Annotated in this window: 19 protein-coding genes; 11 read left to right on the plus strand and 8 right to left on the minus strand. The window is 60.1% G+C overall.

Annotation, left to right across the window (positions count from 1 at the left end):
- Positions 1–262: 262 nt before the first annotated feature.
- From brnQ to BLW24_RS19590, 3 genes are all read left to right on the plus strand, one after another.
- Positions 263–1,576 (plus strand): branched-chain amino acid transport system II carrier protein, encoded by a 1,314-nt coding sequence (gene brnQ, locus BLW24_RS19580; protein WP_090386145.1) that lies wholly within the window; start codon positions 263–265, stop codon positions 1,574–1,576.
- 114 nt (positions 1,577–1,690) lie between these two features.
- A complete protein-coding gene (locus BLW24_RS19585) occupies positions 1,691–2,425 on the plus strand; it encodes a DUF599 domain-containing protein (protein ID WP_090386150.1) in 735 nt (244 codons plus the stop codon).
- Positions 2,422–2,814, plus strand: a complete 393-nt coding sequence (locus BLW24_RS19590) for an MAPEG family protein (RefSeq protein ID WP_090386153.1) — start codon at positions 2,422–2,424, stop codon at positions 2,812–2,814. Before BLW24_RS19585 ends, BLW24_RS19590 begins: the two co-directional genes overlap by 4 nt.
- 57 nt (positions 2,815–2,871) lie before the next feature.
- Here the strand turns inward: BLW24_RS19590 and BLW24_RS19595 are convergent, their stop codons facing one another.
- On the minus strand, positions 2,872–3,123 hold the full coding sequence (locus BLW24_RS19595; protein ID WP_244161215.1) for a hypothetical protein: 252 nt from the start codon (positions 3,121–3,123) through the stop codon (positions 2,872–2,874).
- 228 nt (positions 3,124–3,351) lie between these two features.
- On the opposite strand from BLW24_RS19595, the gene BLW24_RS19600 reads away from it, so the two are divergent.
- From BLW24_RS19600 to BLW24_RS19630, 8 genes are all read left to right on the plus strand, one after another.
- Positions 3,352–3,816 carry a PaaI family thioesterase gene (locus tag BLW24_RS19600; protein WP_090386156.1) on the plus strand — a complete coding sequence of 155 codons (465 nt, stop codon included), beginning with the start codon at positions 3,352–3,354 and terminating at the stop codon, positions 3,814–3,816.
- A complete protein-coding gene (locus tag BLW24_RS19605) occupies positions 3,813–4,259 on the plus strand; it encodes a PaaI family thioesterase (RefSeq protein WP_090386159.1) in 447 nt (148 codons plus the stop codon). Before BLW24_RS19600 ends, BLW24_RS19605 begins: the two co-directional genes overlap by 4 nt.
- A 54-nt stretch (positions 4,260–4,313) precedes the next feature.
- Positions 4,314–5,567, plus strand: a complete 1,254-nt coding sequence (locus BLW24_RS19610; protein WP_090386162.1) for an MFS transporter — start codon at positions 4,314–4,316, stop codon at positions 5,565–5,567.
- 87 nt (positions 5,568–5,654) lie between these two features.
- Positions 5,655–7,559, plus strand: coding sequence for a molecular chaperone HtpG (htpG, locus tag BLW24_RS19615; protein WP_090386166.1), 1,905 nt, complete (start codon positions 5,655–5,657; stop codon positions 7,557–7,559).
- A gap of 119 nt (positions 7,560–7,678) precedes the next feature.
- Complete coding sequence (locus BLW24_RS26655; protein WP_244161216.1) at positions 7,679–7,975, plus strand: MHYT domain-containing protein; 297 nt, start codon at positions 7,679–7,681, stop codon at positions 7,973–7,975.
- Positions 7,912–11,319, plus strand: coding sequence for a PAS domain S-box protein (locus BLW24_RS19620; protein ID WP_244161217.1), 3,408 nt, complete (start codon positions 7,912–7,914; stop codon positions 11,317–11,319). The genes BLW24_RS26655 and BLW24_RS19620 overlap by 64 nt, the downstream gene beginning before the upstream one ends.
- On the plus strand, positions 11,316–12,314 hold the full coding sequence (locus tag BLW24_RS19625) for a response regulator (RefSeq protein WP_090386169.1): 999 nt from the start codon (positions 11,316–11,318) through the stop codon (positions 12,312–12,314). The genes BLW24_RS19620 and BLW24_RS19625 overlap by 4 nt, the downstream gene beginning before the upstream one ends.
- A 114-nt stretch (positions 12,315–12,428) precedes the next feature.
- A complete protein-coding gene (locus BLW24_RS19630) occupies positions 12,429–13,214 on the plus strand; it encodes a dienelactone hydrolase family protein (RefSeq protein ID WP_090386172.1) in 786 nt (261 codons plus the stop codon).
- A 41-nt stretch (positions 13,215–13,255) separates the two neighbouring features.
- On the opposite strand, the gene BLW24_RS19635 is transcribed toward BLW24_RS19630, so the two are convergent.
- From BLW24_RS19635 to BLW24_RS19660, 7 genes are all read right to left on the minus strand, one after another.
- Positions 13,256–14,047, minus strand: coding sequence for a DUF4394 domain-containing protein (locus BLW24_RS19635; RefSeq protein WP_090386175.1), 792 nt, complete (start codon positions 14,045–14,047; stop codon positions 13,256–13,258).
- A 153-nt stretch (positions 14,048–14,200) separates the two neighbouring features.
- Complete coding sequence (locus BLW24_RS26660; protein ID WP_244161289.1) at positions 14,201–14,491, minus strand: anti-sigma factor domain-containing protein; 291 nt, start codon at positions 14,489–14,491, stop codon at positions 14,201–14,203.
- The gene (locus BLW24_RS26665; RefSeq protein ID WP_244161218.1) at positions 14,491–14,913 is read right to left on the minus strand and encodes a hypothetical protein; all 423 of its coding nucleotides are present in this window, start codon (positions 14,911–14,913) and stop codon (positions 14,491–14,493) included. The genes BLW24_RS26660 and BLW24_RS26665 overlap by 1 nt, the downstream gene beginning before the upstream one ends.
- Positions 14,910–15,458, minus strand: coding sequence for a sigma-70 family RNA polymerase sigma factor (locus BLW24_RS19645; protein WP_090386178.1), 549 nt, complete (start codon positions 15,456–15,458; stop codon positions 14,910–14,912). The genes BLW24_RS26665 and BLW24_RS19645 overlap by 4 nt, the downstream gene beginning before the upstream one ends.
- 90 nt (positions 15,459–15,548) lie before the next feature.
- Positions 15,549–16,409 carry a pirin family protein gene (locus BLW24_RS19650; protein WP_090386186.1) on the minus strand — a complete coding sequence of 287 codons (861 nt, stop codon included), beginning with the start codon at positions 16,407–16,409 and terminating at the stop codon, positions 15,549–15,551.
- Positions 16,409–16,807, minus strand: a complete 399-nt coding sequence (locus tag BLW24_RS19655; protein WP_090386189.1) for an OsmC family protein — start codon at positions 16,805–16,807, stop codon at positions 16,409–16,411. Before BLW24_RS19655 ends, BLW24_RS19650 begins: the two co-directional genes overlap by 1 nt.
- Entirely contained in the window at positions 16,804–17,628 is an 825-nt protein-coding gene (locus tag BLW24_RS19660) for a substrate-binding periplasmic protein (protein ID WP_208600199.1), read from the minus strand. Before BLW24_RS19660 ends, BLW24_RS19655 begins: the two co-directional genes overlap by 4 nt.
- Positions 17,629–17,669: the final 41 nt, after the last annotated feature.

Genomic DNA, 17,669 nt, shown 5'->3' on the forward strand with positions numbered 1-17,669 from the left:
GCCACCTTCGGGTGGCCTTTTTTATTGCGGCCAGGGATGAACTGTTGTTGATGCGACAGCTTTTTTCACCAGTCCGACAGACTGACCTGTGCCAGTGCCGCTGTCGCGTCAATTTCGTTAGGCTTGCAACTATTAGCGCCTGCTCCGCCACAAGCGGTTCAGGGTGCTGCAGTGGCCCCGCTTAACCGGCTGGGTGACGTTTCCCCCGATCCATCGGGAAACCCTCGGAACCTTTAACTTTCTGCCTGTGGTATTCCCTTCTATGACTCGTTTGAAAGGCTCGGATCTCCTGGCCCTTGGTTTTATGACGTTTGCGCTGTTCCTGGGCGCCGGCAACATCATCTTTCCGCCTAGCGCCGGTATGGCGGCGGGCGAGAACATTGGCCTGGCGGCGTTGGGCTTTCTGCTCACCGGTGTCGGCTTGCCGCTACTGACCATCGTTGCCCTGGCGCGTGTCGGCGGTGGTATGGCGTTGCTCACCGCACCGCTAGGCAAGCGCGCTGGCGTGCTGTTTGCCGTTGCGGTTTACCTGGCCATCGGCCCGTTGTTTGCCACGCCGCGCACGGCTGTGGTGTCGTTCGAGATGGGCGTCGCCCCGTTCAGCGGCAATAACAGCACAGCGTTGCTGCTCTATACCTTGGCCTACTTTGCTGCGGTGTTGTTCCTGTCCCTTAATCCCGGGCAACTGGTGGATCGCATCGGCAAGTACATCACCCCGGTGCTGCTGGCTGCACTGTTGGTATTGGGCGGTGCGGCGTTGCTGGTTCCCGCAGGGGAGATCGGTCAGGTATCGCCTGATTATCAGAGTGCGCCCTTTGTGCAGGGTTTTCTGCAGGGTTACCTGACCATGGATACCCTCGGTGCGCTGGTGTTCGGCATCGTGATTGCCACTGCGATTCGTGACCATGGTGTGACCGACGGCAAGCTGATTACCCGTTACTCGGTGATTGCCGGCCTGATCGCTGCAGTCGGACTGTCGCTGGTCTACCTGGCGCTGTTCTATCTCGGTGCGACTAGCCAGGGGATTGCCGGAGAGGCGCAGAACGGCGTGCAGATTCTTACCGCCTATGTGCAGCACACCTTCGGCACGGCCGGCAGCCTGCTGTTGGCCGTGGTTATTACCCTGGCCTGCCTGACCACGGCTGTGGGGCTGTTGACGGCCTGTGGTGAGTTCTTCAGCGGCTTGTTGCCGGTTTCTTACCGTGCAGTTGTGATCACCTTCGGTCTGTTCAGTCTGTTGGTGGCCAATCAGGGTCTGACCCAACTGATCAGCTTTTCGATTCCGGTACTGGTCGGTTTGTACCCGCTGGCTATCGTTTTGGTGGCGCTGAGTCTGCTGGATGATCTGTGGTGCTCGTCGGCGCGGGTATTCCGCCCGGTGATGGCGGTTACTCTGGTGTTTGGCCTGGTTGACGGTATTGCCGCCGCCGGCGGCAAGGCGCTGGTCCCAAGCTTCTTCAGCCAATTGCCGCTGGCGGACCAGAGCCTCGGCTGGCTGTTGCCGGTGCTGCTGACCCTGGCCCTGGCTGTTGTGGTGGACCGCGTACTGGGTATGCCGAAAACTGCGGCAGCTTAAGTTCGGCTGCTCAGCCTCTGCTGTTTACCCTAGGCCGCTCATTGAGCGGCCTTTTTGTTGGCCAGCTGAAAGCCAGGCCTGTCTATAATCGGCGCAAGTTAACAAGGAGTCTGCATGCCAATCAGTGACTACTACCTACCGCACCTGCTTGCCGTTCTCTGGTTTGTCGTCTGCTGGGCCGGTTACACCCGTTATGCCCAGGCCAAGGGTCGCACCACGCCATGTCTGGCCAGTGTGCTGCACCTGTACCGCGAAGACTGGATGCGTCGCATGCTGCTGCGCGACAACCGCATCGCCGATGCCAACGTGATCGGCAATCTGGAACGCAACGCCTCATTCTTTGCCTCGAGTACGCTGATCATCCTCGCCGGTATTCTGACCGTGCTTGGCGCCTCTGATCGCGCGGTATCACTGCTGGCCGATCTGCCGTTTGTCCAGGCAGCCAGTCGTGAGCTGTCCGAAGTCAAACTGCTGTGCCTGGGGGTGGTATTTGTCTACGCCTTCTTTACCTTCAGCTGGTGCATGCGTCAGTACAACTTCGCCGCCGTGCTAGTGGGATCTGCGCCGATGGTGGGCGAGCGGCACGTGACGGAGCAGGAGCGCAAGGCCTTTGCCGAACGCACCGCGCGGGTGATCTCGATGGCTGCCAACCAGTTCAACCAGGGTTTGCGTGCCTATTACTTCGGCATGGCAACCCTGGCCTGGTTTATCAACCCATGGTTTTTCATGTTGGTCAGCACAGGTGTGGTATTGGTGTTGTACCGCCGTGAGTTTCACTCAGATGTACTGGAAGTGATGGTCTACACCCAGACCCCGGCGTTCGAATCGCCCAAGGAGAAAAGCGAATGAGCATCCCATTCTGGTGCATCTTTATCAGTGCATTACTGATCTTTATCGCCAAGGCCCCGGTGGCCAAGGCCATGGCGAAGGAGGGTGACGGTCATTACGACAATCACCATCCGCGCGCTCAGCAAGCGCGTCTGACCGGCTTTGGCGCGCGAGCCCTGGCCGCGCACCTGAACAGTTTTGAAGCGTTTCCGCTGTTTGCCGTTGGCGTACTGATGGCCCATGTGACCAGTAGCCACGGCGTTCTGGTGGATGTCTTGGCCGTGACCTTCGTTGTGGCGCGGGTGCTCTATCTGTTCTTTTACTGGGCTGACTTGCACTGGCAGCGCAGTCTGGTCTGGGTGGTCGGGCTGCTGTGTAGCCTGCTGCTGATGCTTACCCCGGCGCTTTGATTGCGCCATAAACAAACAGGCCCGCATCAGCGGGCCTGTTTGATTCAGCTGGAAGGCTTATTGGCCGTCGACAGCGTCTTTTACTTCATCGCCAGCATCTTTGAGAGCGTCAGCTGCATCATTGGCAGCGTCTTCGATTTTCTCGCCAGTGGTTGGCTCGGTGCCCATCACCTCATCAGCTTTCTGCTCGATGGCTTCGCCAGTTTCTTCAACGGCATCACCCATGGATTCGATGGCTTCAGCAGCGGACTCCTTGGCCGACTCTACTTTGTCTTCCGGGGTTTTCTCGCAGGCTGCCAGGCCGAGCATGGCGGCGAGAAGCAGAGCATAGGTGAATGGCTTTTGTACGGTTAGTACTCCTTGTAATGTAGAAATCAATGCCGGTCGCCCGGGCATAGCCATTAAATAGCGCAGTTTCGTCGAAGTTCCCTATTAATTTGCCGGCAGTTCTCGTCATCATGTCGGCTCCGTGGTGCCGGGCCTGGTGTCTGCGAGTATCATGCTCACCCTTTGTACAGTTGTCCTGAGTCTGAAGTCATGAGTGATTCTCCTATTGCTGTGCGGGCGCAGCGTTTTCTAGCGGTCCTGCGTCATTGCCAGGTGCTCGGTATAAGTGTGCACAGCGCTGATGCGCAGGGGCTGATCCTGCGTTTGCCCTACAGCCCACAGATTGTTGGTAACCCGGAAACCGGTGTGATCCACGGTGGTGCGATCACCACACTGATGGACACCACCTGCGGCATTTCCACCGTGTGCGTGCTGCCTGAGTTCGAAATCTGCCCGACCCTCGACCTGCGCATCGATTACATGCGCCCGGCAGAGCCGAACAAGGATGTATTTGGTTTCGCTGAGTGCTACCGGGTGACCGAGAACATTATCTTTACCCGCGGCTATGCCTATCAGGACAATCCCGATGAACCGATTGCCCATGTGGTCGGTGCCTTTATGCGCATGGGTAAACCTGCCGATCTGCAACGCACTGCCAAGGGAGCTGGCCAATGAGCACGCTGAACCTCAACCAGCTGGTGCGCGAAGCCCACGAGCAGAATAACTATGACCCGCTGATCAGTCTGATTCCTTACGCCAAATTGCTTGGCATCGAGTGCCTGCGCCTGGGCGATGACATGGTGTTTCGCCTGCCGGCCAACCAGGACAATATCGGTAACCCGACCTTACCCGCGCTGCATGGTGGGGTGATCGCCGGTTTTATGGAGCATTCGGCGATGCTTCATCTGCTGATGTTTATGGGCATTCCACATTTGCCGAAAATCATCGACTTCTCGATAGATTACCTTCGCGCCGGCCATTATCGTGACACCTTCGTGCAATGCCAGGTGTGGCGCCAGGGTCGCCGGGTTGCCAACGTGGCCATTACTGCCTGGCAAACCAACCAGACCGAGCCAATTGCCACGGCGCGGGCGCACTTTAAGGTCGATGAACCTTGAGGGCAGTCGGGTCTGCGGATAACCCCTTGTTTAACCATCGCTAAGGATTACTGAATGGATGCGCTGCTGATTCTGGGTGGCTTGCTGCTGATACTCGCCGGGTTGGTCTGGCTGGTGATGCGCGCCTTTGCTACCAGCCTGCTGTGGGGCTGGGCCAGTTTCATCCCGCCGTTCACCTTGCTGTATGTGTTGCGCCACTGGCGTTCGGCGCGGCCGGCCGTGATGTTGGCCTGTTTGGGGATTATTCCGCTGGTGGTCGGCCTGACGTTGCTGGCCAACCATGATGCGCAACGTCTGGAGGCCATCCTCAGCCTCAAGTGGCTCAAGCCTGAGGTGCAGGCACCGGCCGAGCTGGCTATCGATCTGCGCGGTGAGTTGAATGGCCGGCCATTTGCGCCGCAACAGGCCGAGTTGCTCGATGGCGTATTGAGCTTGCGTGAGGGGCAGGATTTCTTCGCCCAGAGCGAACTGGTGATTCGTCTGCCGAAAGTCGACAGGGGCCCGGTACGGTTCGATGTGTTGCCGGCCGATAAAGGCATACTGCCGGAGGTGGAAATCAGCTGGTTACTGCCTGAGCAGGAGTTGCCCGAAGCGCGGCGCTTGAGCCGCGGCTACACCTTGCATCTGGACCTGCAGCCGGTGCCGCCGAACAAGCTGGCCGGTGATTTCCACCTGGTACTGCCGCCGCAGTTCAAAACCACCCAGAGCGGCAAGCTTGAGCTGTTCCGCAATGGCCTGCGTTATCAGGGCGATACAGTCGATCGCCAGTTCGACTCGGTGGATACCGTCAGCCATGTGATTGAGGACTACTTGGAGCGCCGCTTTGCCACTCGCCGGGTGGAATTGTTGCCGATCGGTAACTTGAACTTTCCACTGCAGAGGGTTGATCTAGACGTCCAGGCACGGATCAACGGTGAGCTGCAGCAATTGCCGATCCTGTTGCAGAAGCAGGACAAGCGTGGCTGGCAGGTTGCTGCCGATAGCTTTCCGCCGTTACCTAGCGCCGTTGCGCCGCCTGTTGCCGAGGCCAAACCGGCTGCAGTGGCGGCAGTCGTTCCGGAGCGCGTCAGCCGGCCCCTAGATCGGCGCGTGCGCTTCAGCCTCGATGGCTTGCTGCGCAGTCCCAACCGTTATGAAAACCTCAGCATGCGTGCAACCACCGAGCGTGGTAACAGTGCCGAAGGGCGTTTCCATGGTATCGATCAGGACGGGCGGATCATTCTGCGTCAGCGCATGAGCGGGCAAGGTGAGGTCAGTTACAGCCTGCTGCCGGAAGAAATTACGCGCATCGAGTTGCTTGAGCCCTGAGCCAAGCACTTGAAATCGCACAACATGCCTCCACCTGTATGACATCCGCCGCACTGCGGCTTCGTCAACAACGTGGAGTAAGAGAGCATGAGTGTGGAAACTCAAAAAGAAACCCTGGGCTTCCAGACCGAGGTGAAGCAACTGCTTCACCTGATGATCCATTCGCTGTATTCGAACAAGGAAATCTTCCTTCGGGAACTGATTTCCAACGCATCGGATGCCACCGACAAGCTGCGTTTCGAAGCGCTGGCCAAGCCTGAGTTGCTCGAAGGCGGCGCTGAACTGAAAATTCGCGTCAGTTTCGACAAGGACGCCAAGACCGTTACCCTCGAAGACAACGGCATCGGCATGAGTCGCGAAGATGCGATCACTCATCTGGGCACCATCGCCAAATCCGGCACCGCTGATTTCATGAAGCACCTGACCGGCGACCAGAAGAAGGATTCGCACCTGATCGGTCAGTTCGGTGTGGGCTTCTACTCGGCCTTTATCGTTGCCGACAAGGTTGATGTGTACAGCCGCAGCGCCGGTAGCCCGGCCAGTGAAGGCGTGCACTGGTCGAGCAAAGGCGAGGGCGAGTTCGAAGTTGCCACTGTTGAAAAAGCCGAGCGCGGTACCCGTATCGTCCTGCACCTGAAAGCCGGCGAAGACGAGTTCGCCGATGGCTGGCGTCTGCGCAACATCATCAAGAAATACTCCGACCACATTGCTTTGCCGATCGAGTTGCCGAAGGAATTCCATGGCGAGGAGAAGGACAAGCCCGCTGAAGTCGAGTGGGAAACCGTCAACCGTGCCAGCGCCCTGTGGACCCGTCCGCGTACCGAGATCAAGGACGAGGAATACCAGGAGTTCTACAAGCACATCGGTCACGATTTCGAGAACCCGCTGAGCTGGAGCCACAACAAGGTCGAAGGCAAGCTGGAATACACCTCGCTGCTGTACACCCCGGCGCGTGCACCGTTCGATCTGTATCAGCGTGAAGCGCCGCGTGGCCTGAAACTCTATGTGCAGCGCGTATTCGTCATGGATCAGGCCGAGTCCTTCCTGCCGCTGTACCTGCGTTTTATCAAAGGCGTGGTCGACTCCAACGATCTGTCGCTGAACGTATCCCGCGAAATCCTGCAGAAAGACCCGATCATCGACTCGATGAAGTCGGCGCTGACCAAGCGCGTGCTGGACATGCTGGAAAAGCTGGCCAAGAACGAGCCTGAGCAATACAAGAGCTTCTGGAAGAACTTTGGCCAGGTGCTCAAGGAAGGCCCGGCAGAAGACTTCGCCAACAAGGAGAAGATCGCCGGCCTGCTGCGCTTTGCCTCCACCCGTACTGAAGATGGCGAGCAGAGCGTGGGCCTGGGCGAGTACATCGCGCGCATGGCCGAAGGTCAGGACAAGGTCTACTACCTGACTGGCGAATCCTATGCCCAGGTGAAGAACAGCCCGCACCTGGAAGTGTTCCGCAAGAAAGGCATCGAAGTGCTGCTGCTCACCGACCGTATCGATGAGTGGCTGATGAGCTACCTGACCGAGTTCGACGGCAAACATTTCGTCGACGTGGCACGTGGCGATCTGGACCTCGGCAAGCTAGATTCGGAAGAGGACAAGAAGGCCCAAGAGGAAGTCGCCAAGGCCAAAGAAGGTCTGGTCGAGCGTTTGAAGACTGCGCTGGGTGAGCAGGTTGCCGACGTACGCGTTTCGCACCGCCTGACCGATTCGCCAGCCATCCTGGCCATTGGTGAGCAGGACCTGGGCCTGCAGATGCGTCAGATCCTCGAAGCCAGCGGGCAGAAGGTGCCGGATTCCAAGCCGATCTTCGAGTTCAACCCAAGCCACCCGCTGATCGAGAAACTGGATGCCGAGGCCGATGAAGATCGCTTTGCCGACCTCAGTCATATCCTCTTCGATCAGGCTGCCCTGGCCGCCGGCGACAACCTGAAAGACCCGGCCGCTTACGTGCAGCGTCTGAACAAGCTGCTGGTCGAACTCTCCGCCTGATCGCTGTAAACCCCAAAAAGCCCGCCATTGGCGGGCTTTTTTTGTCGGCGTTTGATTGACACACCGGACAGTCTCGTTTGTCATGCTGTCATTGCGCCACTAGTGCGCATGCACAACCGATGCAGTCTTGGGGTGGTATGCATTTTCTTGATCAGTTGTTTATTGCCGGTGCCGATCCCAGCGTACTGGTACTCAGCAATTACGACCCGTTACTGGTGCTGATGTCGCTGTGCATTGCCGTATTCACCTCAGGCATGGCCCTGCAGCTGGCAGGCGTGGCCCGCGACAGTGAAACCGCCTGGTGGCGGCAGATTACCATTCTGACTGGCTCGCTGGCCCTGGGGTCTGGGCCATGCACTTTCTCGGCATGCTGGCGTTTCAGCTGTGCGCCGAGGTGCGTTTTGATCTCGACGTAACTTTGCTTTCAATGCTGCCGAGCCTGGCGGCTTCATGGGTGGCGTTGACGGTGCTGGCGCGGCGCAACCTGAGCCTGCTGCAGCTGTGTATCGGCGGGGTACTGGTCGGCGCTGGAGTTGGCGCGATGCACTACAGCGGCATGGCCGCGATGCAGATGGCGCCGCTGCTGCGCTACGACCCCTGGATGTTTGCCCTGTCTATTCTGGTGGCGGTCGGCCTGGCCATTCTCGCCCTGTGGGTGCGCTTTGGTCTGGAAGGCCGTTTGCCGGCGCTCTGGGCCTTGCTGATTAGCGCGTTGGTGATGGGCCTGGCGATCAGTGGCATGCACTACACCGGTATGGAGGCGGCCCGTTTTGTTGGTGTAGCCGAGTCCGAGCAGCCGATTGCCGTGGTTGACAGCCTGTACCTGGGCAGTGCGATCTCGCTGATTACCGTTGCCCTGACGGTCTTTGTCGTGGCGGCTAATGCGCTGCTGCGCTATCTCCGCCTGAGCCTGCAGCTGCAGGCCAGCGAGCAGCATTTACGTTCAATCTTCGACACCGCACTCGACTCGATCCTGACGGTCGACCACCACGGCATTATTCGCTCGGCCAACCGAGCCGCTATCCGTCTGCTGGGCTGGCAGCCCGATGAGCTGGTCGGTTTGCCGATCCGCCGTCTGCTCAACGAGCATGATGGCAACGTCTATGCGGCGCACCTGCGCAACTACCTGGAGAACGGCACTCTGGCATTGTCGGGCGCCGAGCAGGAATTGCACTGCATTGCCAGCGATGGTCAGGCCAAGCCGGTACGCATCAGCGTCGGTGTGACTCGCTCGGATAATCACCCGCTGTTTGTGGTGTTCGTCAACGACATCAGCGGGCGTATCCAGATGGAGCAGGCGCTGCGTGAGAGTGAACAGCAATACCGTTCGCTGATCAGCAATATCCCCGGGGTTTCCTTCCGCTGCCTGCTGGATAGCGACTGGACCATGCTGCTTGTCAGCGATGCGGTACAGGCTCTCACGGGTTGGAGTGCCGATGACTTCATCAGCAAACGCCAGTCGATTGCTGCGCTCTATCATCCTGACGACTATCAACCGGTGGCCGATCAAGTGCTGGCCGCCATTGAGCAGCGGCGCAATTACACCGTCGAATACCGTCTGTTCGACCGCGATGGCAAGGAGCACTGGATCTGGGAAAGCGGCAGTGCTGTATGCGATGAGCAGGGCATACCGCGCTGGATTGACGGGGTGCTGCTCGATCAGACCGAAACCAAGCTGCGTAACGCCGAGTACGAAGGCAAGGTCAATGCCATCAGCAAGGCCATGGCACTGGTCGAATTTGACCTGCAAGGCCGTGTGCTGGAGATCAATGACAACGCGCTGGATCTGTTTGGTTACACGCGTGCCGAGGTGATCGGCCAGAATCACAGTCTGTTCTGCGATCCGCTGTATGCCGACAGTGACGACTACCGACAGTTCTGGGCGGCCTTAGGCAATGGGCAGTTCTCTGCCGGTGAATACCGACGTATTGCCCGCGGTGGGCGAGAAGTCTGGATTCAGGCGACCTACAACCCGATTCTCGATACCGATGGCAAACCTTTCAAACTGGCCTCTGACCTGACGCCACGGCGCTTGATGGAGCAGGAAACCCGTGCGGCCCGCGACCGTGCCGAGGCGGCAGCGGCGGCGCGCAGCAGTTTCCTGGCGAACATGAGCCATGAGATTCGCACGCCAATGAACGCCATTATCGGCTTTACCGAACTGCTGATCGGGACTCAATTGGCCGAGGATCAGCGTCGCCATCTGCAGACTGTGCAGCAGGCTTCGCGCTCGCTGCTGGGCTTGCTCAACGACATCCTCGATACCGCTAAGCTCGACCGTGGCGCGATTGAGCTGGAAGACCTGGATTTCTCCCTGCATGAGCTGTGCGAGCAGGTCTGCGCTACCCAGCGTCTGGCGGCGGAAAACAAGGGTTTGGTGTTGCAGCTGGAATACCCGGCGCAGTTGCTGGAGTTCTACCGTGGCGATGCCTTGCGCCTGCAACAGGTGCTGACCAACCTGCTGGGCAATGCGGTGAAATTCACTGCCCAGGGCCGCGTCTGCCTGCGCGTGCAGGGCGAAGCCGGTGCGATCCGCCTGATCGTCGAAGACAGTGGCATCGGTATTGCCGCCGACCGTCTGGAGAAAATCTTCGAGCCCTTTGCTCAAGCGGATGCCTCGATGAGCCGGCGTTTTGGTGGCACAGGGCTGGGCACCACTATCTCGCGGCAGCTGGTCGAGCTGATGGGCGGGCGCTTGCGGGTGGAAAGTACTTTGGGCGAGGGCAGCCGTTTTATCGTCGAGCTGCCTTTGCGCGCCGGCCAGCAGCTGGCTCCGCAGGTACGTCAGGCGCTGCCACAACTGGCGGCATTGCATATTCTGGCCGCCGACGATGTACCGCAGAACCTGGAGCTGTTGCAGCTCAACTTGCAGCGTCTGGGCCACCAGGTTACCTGCGTTGCCGATGGGCAGGCGGCAGTCGAGGCCTTTATCAGCGGTCGTTTTGATCTGGTGCTGATGGATGTACAGATGCCCCTGGTCGATGGCCTGGAGGCATCCCGGCGTATCCGTGCACTGGAAGCCACTCAGCAGCGTGTGCAACTCCCGATCATTGCCTTGACCGCCAGCGTGCTTGATCAGGATCGCCAGGCCGCGCTGGATGCCGGGATGAACGGCTTTGCCTCCAAGCCCCTCGATTTGCCTGCCTTGCTGGCGGAAATGGCGCGCCTGCTGGGTACGACTCAGGAGCCAGGCGCTGTCGAGCATACTGCCGCAGCAACGAGCGGGCTGTTTGACTGGCAACGCGGGGCCAGTCTCTGGGGTGGGCCTGTGCAGATGAGCCAGGCGATTCAGCGTTTTCTGGCCGAGCAGGACGCTCTGGTCGAGCAACTGGGCAGCATGCTGGAGAAGAATGACTGGGATACCGGGCGCAGTCTGGCACACCGTTTCCGTGGTGCGGCGGCCAATCTGGCGCTGACCCACCTGTCCGGTCTGGGGCAGGCTATCGAGCAGGCGTTCAACCGGCGCGAGGGGCTGCATTTGCGCAGCCTGCTACAGGTGCCGGCGACGACTACTGAGACGCAGACGCTGGACCTTGAGCAGCTGCGTGCAGCGCTGCTGCGTTTGCAACACGCCGTCAGCCGTGGCGGGCTGGATGATCAGGCATTGGACTGTTTGAGCCTGGGGCTGCAGGGCGCGCAGCAGAAAAAGGCCTTGGCGCGTATCCGCCAGGCACTGGATGATTTTGACTTTGAGCAGGCGCAGCAAGCACTTAGCGAACTGCTACAGCAGTTGCATGACGAGGAAAGCCAGACACCATGATTACCCCAGTCGATGCCCGCCCGTTGCTCCTGCTGGTTGACGATGAGGCCACCAACCTGCAGGTGCTGCGGCATATCCTGCAGGAGGACTATCGCCTGCTGTTTGCCAAGGACGGCGGCAAAGCCCTGGAGATGGCTGAGCGTGAGCGACCGGATCTGATCCTGCTGGATGTGATGATGCCGGGTATGACCGGTTATGAGGTGTGTCAGGCACTCAAGGCTCAGGCGCATCTGGAAGCGGTTCCGGTGATATTTGTCACCGCCCTGGCCGATGTTGAGGATGAAGCACGCGGCTTTGCCGTGGGCGCAGTTGATTACATTACCAAGCCGGTCAGCCCGCCGATCGTGCGCGCTCGGGTGCGTACACACCTGTCACTGGTGCGCATGGATGAGTTGCGCCAGACCCGCCTGCAGATCGTTCAGCGCCTCGGTATGGCGGCCGAATACAAGGACAACGAAACCGGCTTGCACGTGATTCGCATGAGCCATTTCTCCAAGGTCCTGGCCCTGGCCGCAGGCTTCAGCGAAGCGGCCGCCGAAGAACTGCTCAATGCTGCGCCGATGCACGATGTTGGCAAGATCGGCATTCCCAATGCGGTGTTGCGTAAGCCGGGCAAGCTCGATGAGCAGGAGTGGGCGGTGATGCGCCAACACGTCGAGATCGGCGCGCGGATTATTGGCGAGCATGCCTCGGGCCTGTTGCGTACCGCGCAGCGCATTGCCCTGTCGCACCACGAGAAGTGGGATGGTACGGGCTACCCCAATGGCCTGAGCGGCGAGGATATTCCGCTGGAAGGGCGAATCGTGGCGATTGCTGATGTGTTCGATGCGCTGACCAGCGTACGTCCCTACAAGACCGCCTGGTCGGTTGAGGAAGCCGTCGGCCTGCTGCGCGAAGAGAGCGGCAAACACTTCGATCCGCAGCTGGTCGAGCTGTTTATTCAGCAGCTGCCGGCGATTCTAGAGATCAAGGAACGCTGGGCGGAGCAGGGTTGAGACGGTAACAGGCTGAAACCTTTGCAGCTGATCCAGGCGGCGTCCACGCTTGGTCATCACCCGGTGGCGGTCTATGGTTGTCGCTGCGCTTAATCCATCCCGAGGAGCCTCGCCATGTCCACGAAAACCCTGTTGCCCTTGCTGTGTGCCGGCATGATCGGTTTTGCTGAAGCCGCTGTGGTGGTCAACCCGGTGCCTTATGAGATCGATGGTGAAGCCTTCGAAGGCTTGCTGATCTACGACGATGCGGTGACCACGCCGCGCCCCGGACTGCTGATGGTGCCCAACTGGCTGGGCGTTACCGAGGGTTCGGCGAAGAAGGCCGCCCGCGCGGCCAGCGATAAATACGTGGTGTTTATGGCTGACATGTACGGCAAGGCCGTACGCCCGAAAAATGCCGATGAAGCCAAGGCCGCCGCGACCCTGGTGCGCAGCGACCGGCCGCTGATGCGTAAACGTGCGCAAGCCGCGGTGGCGGTGCTCAAGACGCAAACTGCGCAGGTGGCGCTGGATGTCAGTAAGCTGGGGGCGATCGGTTTCTGTTTTGGCGGCGGTGCGGTGCTGGAGCTGGCGCGTTCCGGCGCAGACCTGAAAGGCTTTGTCTCGTTCCACGGCAATCTGGATACCCCCAATCCGAATGACGCACAGAACATCAAGGCACCGGTTCTGGTGCTGCATGGCGCTGACGATCCGGCAGTGCCGCAGACGCAGGTCGATGGCTTTATTGCGGAAATGAAAGCGGCGAAAGCCGATTGGCAGTTGGTCAGCTACGGCGGTGCGGTGCATTCCTTCACCAATCCGGTGGCCAATGTGCCGGGGCGCAATGAGTACCACCCGGTGGTGGCCACGCGCGCCTTTAAGGCCATGGATGATCTGTTCGCGGAAGTCTTCGCCCAGTAAGGCGTAAGCGGGAAGGCCCGGCGGCCTTCCCACATGTGGATTTACATACCTGGCAACACGGCGATATCGATGATATTGCCCGGCAGGTCGGCAACCTCTCCCAGAGTGGTCGGCTTACCCGTGGCCAGATCCAGGGTGTGCAACGTGGTGCCGGTCAGCAGGTAGGCAGTGTTGCCACCCTTACCGTCGCTGGCGATGTCCATCGCCGCGTTCTTCAGGCCATCGGCGACCATGCCAACCACTTGCTGAATGCCATCGTTTGGCGGGTTCTGCAGCATCAGGCTGATGCTGGCGATATCAAAGTTGTACAGCGAGGTAGCCTGGGTACCGGCATAGGAGTTGGTATAGGCACCTGCCACCACCTGTGCACTTTTACCTGCAAAGGCGCCGTCAGCCGCGTAGGCCACTGAACCGTCGACTACCACTTCACCCGCTTCGACATTGACGCGGAAGTTAGTGCCGTCGGCGGCGAGCATGCGCAGTTTGTCGGCGACCGGATTGAAGTCGATCACCGCCTGACCGCGGCCTGGTAGCTGCTTGTTCAGACTGGCGACCTTGCTGGCGGCGCCAGTAGCCTGGTCCAGGGTGTAGAGCTGATTGTCACCGCCCAGGGCATAGAGCATACCGTTGGCCGGACGTACATCGATGCCGCGCAGTGGGCTTGGGCTGTTGGTAGCCATCGTGCCAGTGACTTTCTGACTGGCGCTGTCGACCTTGAACAGCTGGCCGTCGGCGCCAAGGGCCAGCAGCGTTGCTGCGCTGGCAGTGCCGGCGGCGAGGCTGAGGGTGGCAGTGGCAACGGCTGTTGTCAGCAGGGTATTGAGCCTGTTCATAAGCGTCCTCTCATCTGTGGTTATCCAGCATCGATACAAGGCCGAACATTGCCGGCCTTGCAGGTGCCTCGATGAAACACCTGATAGCTATACCCACGAGAGAACGTCTGGATGTCGCTGCCTGAAAATAAATTCAGTTTTTTGCAAATGACCTCAGTTGACCGAAGCCATCACCGCGCGGCCGATATACAGCACCTTGCCGGTTGGCCGATCCTTCGGCGAGCCGCCGGCCGGTTCCAGCGTCAGTTCGAATAGTTGGCCGGCTTGTACCGCGCAAATCTGCTCGGCAGACAGTTGCAACGGCTTACCCGGTTCGACCAGGCCCAACGAGCGCGGGCCGATGGTTGGGTCGATCAACGTCCAGAATTGCACGGAACGATCGGCCGGAATTTGATCGTCCAGCAGTGGTTGCAGACGCAGGCTGCCAGTGCCATCCACATGCATCACCAGCCGGGTTTGGCCGCTTCCCCGGGGGCTTGCAGCACCACGGTGTAGCTGTTGCCAGGCATATCCGTGCGCCACAGATCAGGCATAAGTACGACGATCAGGGCGAGTGCCAGAGCGGCGCTGGTCAGACGCCAGGTGGTCAGGCTCTGCCACCAGGCCAGCCAGGTACTCACCCGGCTAACGGCCGGCGTCAGGCCGAGGCTGTCCTGTAGGCGTTGCCACAGTTGCGCTGAGGGTGTCTGTGGCGGCAATTGGTCGCTCAGTTCGAGAAAGTGCTGTTGCCACTGCAGGGCCATTTGCGCGGCTTCGCTGTCGTGCTCGATCAGCTCGCGCACCTCAGCGGCTTCGGCCTCATCGAGCAGGCCCAGGATATATTCGCCGATCAAGGCGCGGCGTTCGGCAGGTTGCTGCGGAATCATGCTTGTAAACACTCCTGCAGTGCGCGCAGGCCTGTGCGAATACGGTCCTTGATGGTGCCCAGCGGGGTGGTCAGGCGGTTGGCGATCTGTTCATGGGTCAGGCCACGGTAGAAAGCCAGCAGAATCGGGTGACGGCGGTTGCGTTCGATACTTTGCAGGCAACGACCCAGTTGTTGCTGTTCGCCCTGTTGTTCAAGCAGTTCGGCGGCCTGCGGGCTGTCATCGGCGGCGCGCTCGATAAAGTCGTCATCCATCTCCAGCGTACGGCCACGGCTGCGCAACTGATTCAGCGCGCGGTAGCGCAGGATGCTGTAGATCCACGCACGGCCGCTGCCAAGCGCCCGCTGAAAGCGCTGGGCGTTGCGCCAGATTTGCACAAAGGCATCGTGCACGCAGTCTTCGGCTTGATCACGGCGGCCGAGCAGGGTGATGGCCAACCCGAGCATCTGCGCGGCCTCCTGTTGGTAGAGCGCCTGGAATGCGCGATCGTCCTGCCGGGCGCAGGCTTCCAGATGGCTTTCGTAATCAAACAGCGGCTGCGCCATGCACAGGGTTTTTGAATGTGTGAGCGTGCCAAGGGTTATACCCGAGCACCTGCGCTTTGGATGTCGTGCGAGTGCAACAAATCTTCTCCGTCAGCGCGGCAGCTCGATGCGTGCGGTTTCGCCAGGCACGCTTGGCCAGTCCTGTGCGGCCCAGCGCTGGCGGGCTTGCTCGATCAGCGCCGGATCGCTGGCGACAAAATTCCAGTTGATTCGGCGTGGACCAATCGGTGCCCCACCAATCAACATCAGGTGGCTCTCGCTGCAGGCGCTGAGGGTGTAGGTCTCGCCGTCAGGCAGCACCAGCAGGCCACGCAATGGCAGTTGATGGTCATCCAGGGTGGCCTCGCCATCAATCAGGTACAGCGCGCGTTCGGCATGCTCGGCAGGGATTTGCAGTGCGCTACCTGCGGCCAGTTTGATCTCGGCGTAGATAGTGGGCGACAGCACCGGTACCTGTGATTGCAGGCAGAAACCGGTGCCGGCAATCAGGCAGATGTCCACGCCCATACTGCTACTGCGCGGCAGGCTGTCGGCTGCGTGATGGCTGTAGCGGGGTTCGCCTTGCTCCTCGGCGGTGGGCATGGCCAGCCAGACCTGCAGGCCATGCATGTGCGAGCCGCTTTCCCACAGCGTTTGCGGTGTGCGCTCGACATGCGCGACGGCACGGCCTGCGGTCATCCAGCTGACTTCGCCGGGGCTGACCAGCTGATTCGAGCCGAGGCTGTCCTTGTGCTGCAGTTGCCCCTCGAACAGGTAGGTGAGGGTGGACAGGCCGATATGCGGGTGCTGGTTGATATTCATGCCGCTGCCGGCCGGGTAGGTGTTTTCCAGAATATGGTCAAAGAACACGAACGGCCCAACGCTGCGGCACTTGGCCGAGGGCAGGGGGCGCAGGATAGGTTGCCCGCCGAGGTTTTCCGGGCGTGGCTGGATCAGCAGAAAGTCGTTCATCAGACGCCCTTGCTCAGCTGAGTGCTGACCTCGACCGTGCTGCTGGTCAACAGTTTGTGGATCGGGCATTTATCGGCGACGCGCAGCAATTGCTGGCGTTGCGCGTCATCCAGCGCGCCGTGCAGGGTCAGTTCTACGTCCAGGCGGTAGATGCCCTGACGCTCCTGGCTGTCATCGCGGTTGAGCTTTACGTCGGGGCCTTCAAGCGGCAAACCACGTTGTTTGGCATACAGCGCCAGGGTCAGCGCCTTGCACGCGCCCAGCGCAGCATCGAACAGGTCATGGGGTTCGGGGGCCGACCCTTCACCACCCAGCTCCACCGAGACGTCGCTGTGCAAGGTGTGCGGGCCGATGCTGATGCGCTGCAGCAGGCCTTTTTCGTTGCTGATGCTGATCATTTGAGCTCCTTGGGCTGAAACCATAATTCTTTGCGGGCAAATGGCGTTGCTGGGGGCAGGTCGGGGTTGTGCAGTTCAATGATGCGCCGCTGATGCAAGTTGGCCTGGCGCAGGGTATCGCCGTGGTATTGCTCGAACAGGCGCTGAAAGCTGCCATCGGCAATCATCGCTTCCAGCCCGCGTTCGATATCGGCGGCCAGGTCCGCACGGTTGCGCGAGGTAAAAAAGTAGAACGCGGTTGGGTAATGCAGCAACAGGTGGTTGTCGATACTCAGCGCCAGCCCGTCTTCTACGGCTCGCGCCTGTTCCTGCCAGGCCACCACCACTTCGCGGGGAAACAGATCGAAGCGTCCGGCGGCGAGCATCTGGAACAAACCGCGGTAGTGCTGGCTGGTGACTACTTTCAGGCCATTGGCACGCAGAATCGCGGTGTCCGGCCAGTCGTGGCGTTGGCCGAAGTTGAAGCGCTTGAGCTCATCGAGGTTTTCTACCGAAGCCAGCTGCTCGGCCGCATTACCGCGCTGCATCAGCACACGCCAGCCGATCAGGCCACGGTAGATCGGGATACGGATTGGCAGCAGGCGGGCTTCACGCTCCCGGGTGGTCATGGTCCACATCACCTGCACGCTTTTGCTGTCGTGCTCGATGGCCAGCAGCGCGCGGCTTTGTGCCATGGGCACCGGTGTGGGTTGCAGCCGGTAGCGTCCGGGCGTGCGCTCCAGCGCTACGCTCAGCAGCGCCAGGGCATAGGCTTCGGGATCAATGCCGTCTGAGTGCAATGGGTAGTTCAGGCGCTCTGTCGCATGGCTTGTGGGCAGCAAGAGAAAGGCAAGAACCAGCAGTGTCTGCAGGGAGTTTGGCC

Source organism: Pseudomonas anguilliseptica, assembly GCF_900105355.1.
Classification (GTDB): domain Bacteria; phylum Pseudomonadota; class Gammaproteobacteria; order Pseudomonadales; family Pseudomonadaceae; genus Aquipseudomonas; species Aquipseudomonas anguilliseptica.

Excerpts from the sequence above, each read along its gene's own strand:
- BLW24_RS26655 (WP_244161216.1), top strand. The coding sequence starts at position 7,679 with ATGCAGTCTTGGGGTGGTATGCATTTTCTTGATCAGTTGTTTATTGCC.
- BLW24_RS19645 (WP_090386178.1), bottom strand. The coding sequence starts at position 15,458 with ATGGCGCAGCCGCTGTTTGATTACGAAAGCCATCTGGAAGCCTGCGCC.
- BLW24_RS19610 (WP_090386162.1), top strand. The coding sequence starts at position 4,314 with ATGGATGCGCTGCTGATTCTGGGTGGCTTGCTGCTGATACTCGCCGGG.
- BLW24_RS19650 (WP_090386186.1), bottom strand. The coding sequence starts at position 16,409 with ATGAACGACTTTCTGCTGATCCAGCCACGCCCGGAAAACCTCGGCGGG.
- BLW24_RS19635 (WP_090386175.1), bottom strand. The coding sequence starts at position 14,047 with ATGAACAGGCTCAATACCCTGCTGACAACAGCCGTTGCCACTGCCACC.
- BLW24_RS26665 (WP_244161218.1), bottom strand. The coding sequence starts at position 14,913 with ATGATTCCGCAGCAACCTGCCGAACGCCGCGCCTTGATCGGCGAATAT.
- BLW24_RS19620 (WP_244161217.1), top strand. The coding sequence starts at position 7,912 with ATGCACTTTCTCGGCATGCTGGCGTTTCAGCTGTGCGCCGAGGTGCGT.
- BLW24_RS19595 (WP_244161215.1), bottom strand. The coding sequence starts at position 3,123 with ATGCTCGGCCTGGCAGCCTGCGAGAAAACCCCGGAAGACAAAGTAGAG.
- BLW24_RS19585 (WP_090386150.1), top strand. The coding sequence starts at position 1,691 with ATGCCAATCAGTGACTACTACCTACCGCACCTGCTTGCCGTTCTCTGG.
- BLW24_RS19600 (WP_090386156.1), top strand. The coding sequence starts at position 3,352 with ATGAGTGATTCTCCTATTGCTGTGCGGGCGCAGCGTTTTCTAGCGGTC.
- htpG (WP_090386166.1), top strand. The coding sequence starts at position 5,655 with ATGAGTGTGGAAACTCAAAAAGAAACCCTGGGCTTCCAGACCGAGGTG.
- BLW24_RS26660 (WP_244161289.1), bottom strand. The coding sequence starts at position 14,491 with ATGCATGTGGATGGCACTGGCAGCCTGCGTCTGCAACCACTGCTGGAC.
- BLW24_RS19625 (WP_090386169.1), top strand. The coding sequence starts at position 11,316 with ATGATTACCCCAGTCGATGCCCGCCCGTTGCTCCTGCTGGTTGACGAT.
- BLW24_RS19590 (WP_090386153.1), top strand. The coding sequence starts at position 2,422 with ATGAGCATCCCATTCTGGTGCATCTTTATCAGTGCATTACTGATCTTT.
- BLW24_RS19630 (WP_090386172.1), top strand. The coding sequence starts at position 12,429 with ATGTCCACGAAAACCCTGTTGCCCTTGCTGTGTGCCGGCATGATCGGT.
- BLW24_RS19605 (WP_090386159.1), top strand. The coding sequence starts at position 3,813 with ATGAGCACGCTGAACCTCAACCAGCTGGTGCGCGAAGCCCACGAGCAG.
- brnQ (WP_090386145.1), top strand. The coding sequence starts at position 263 with ATGACTCGTTTGAAAGGCTCGGATCTCCTGGCCCTTGGTTTTATGACG.
- BLW24_RS19655 (WP_090386189.1), bottom strand. The coding sequence starts at position 16,807 with ATGATCAGCATCAGCAACGAAAAAGGCCTGCTGCAGCGCATCAGCATC.